The sequence below is a fragment of the Sporosarcina sp. Y1011 genome, assembly GCF_057669885.1.
On record NZ_JBYHFP010000047.1, the window covers coordinates 1 to 1,252 of the forward strand.

Below are 1,252 nucleotides of genomic sequence, written 5' to 3' on the forward strand. Positions count from 1 at the left end.
TTCATTCAAAGGAAACGCTTCTTGCCATTTTTTCTCTTTATCGTCGTAAAGACCTTCACTAATTAACTTTTTCAATGATTCGTTCTCCAACTTAAATGGCTCTTCCCCTTGAAGGAATCCTTTAACTTGTTGAAGCAGGATACGGCGCATATGAATGATTGGTAAATCGCTTGTTCCTAAATGCTCGCTTGTGCGGTCCACGATGGTACCCATCGCTTCTGTTGCCGCGTGATCCTGATTCGCAATCCCACGTATGCCTGTAAAGTTCCCAGTCTTTTGTAATTCGCGATCTTGGTTGTAGTCATTCTCCGCATTGACAGTCTTTCGAAAATCTTCATCCAATTTTAGGCCCCGACGGTCATGTTGGGCTTGTACATCGATTTCCCGATCATGGGCAAACTGTACATCCCACGTCCACGTACTGTGGTCATCCCGCGGAATAAACGCATGCCACATGCCATCTTCTCCGCCAAAGCGTGGTGGGTACGTGTAGAACGGAAAGACATAGTGGATTTCCATAAATGCATTTTCTTCTTCAGTACCTATTCCTACCGCAATACAACGCTTCCCATAATTCGTGTCTTGCACAGATTGTTTAACCGGTGGATTTTTCACAAGTGGATGATTTGGGTCAATTCCTAAATCACTACTTAAAATACCTTCTTCTGTCTCCTGAACACCATGCGCTTTATGTAAGAATGCCGCATGGACAAAATCCAGATCATTTTCCATCGCTTGCGCATAGTTACATTCTTGCCAAACGCGTTCGACCAATTTGTTCTTCTCTGGTAAACCCATCCAATAAAAGTCTGGAAATGCGGGCTGTGATTCTTCTGGGCCCATATACGTCCAGACGATACCGCTTACTTCTTTTGTTGGGTAACTTTTCAATTTAATGGATTGTCTAAACTTCCCGTCCGTTGGTTCAGAAGGGATTTCAGTACATTCTCCGTCTGTATCAAACTTCCAACCATGATACATACACCTGATACCACAACCCTCGTTAATTCCATAATAAAGGGATGTTCCACGGTGCGGACACCGCTCATCGATTAAACCGACTTTTCCTTCTGTATCACGAAATGCGACTAAGTCTTCACCCAGCAACTTTACCCTTTGAGGTTTACCATCACTTTCTAGTTCAGATGATTGAAGAGCGGGGATCCAATACCTGCGAAATAAATCGCCCATTGGTGACCCTGAATCTGTTTCAGTTAGTAACTGATTATCTTCTTTTGATAACATCGTAATT

1 protein-coding gene is annotated in these 1,252 nt (G+C 43.2%); it reads right to left on the reverse strand.

Features of this window, described 5'->3' with window-relative positions; all coding sequences use genetic code 11:
• Window positions 1-1,252, reverse strand: a 1,252-nt coding sequence (locus AC25Y5_RS18910) for a Rieske 2Fe-2S domain-containing protein (protein ID WP_488141646.1), incomplete at both ends; no start/stop codon positions are given.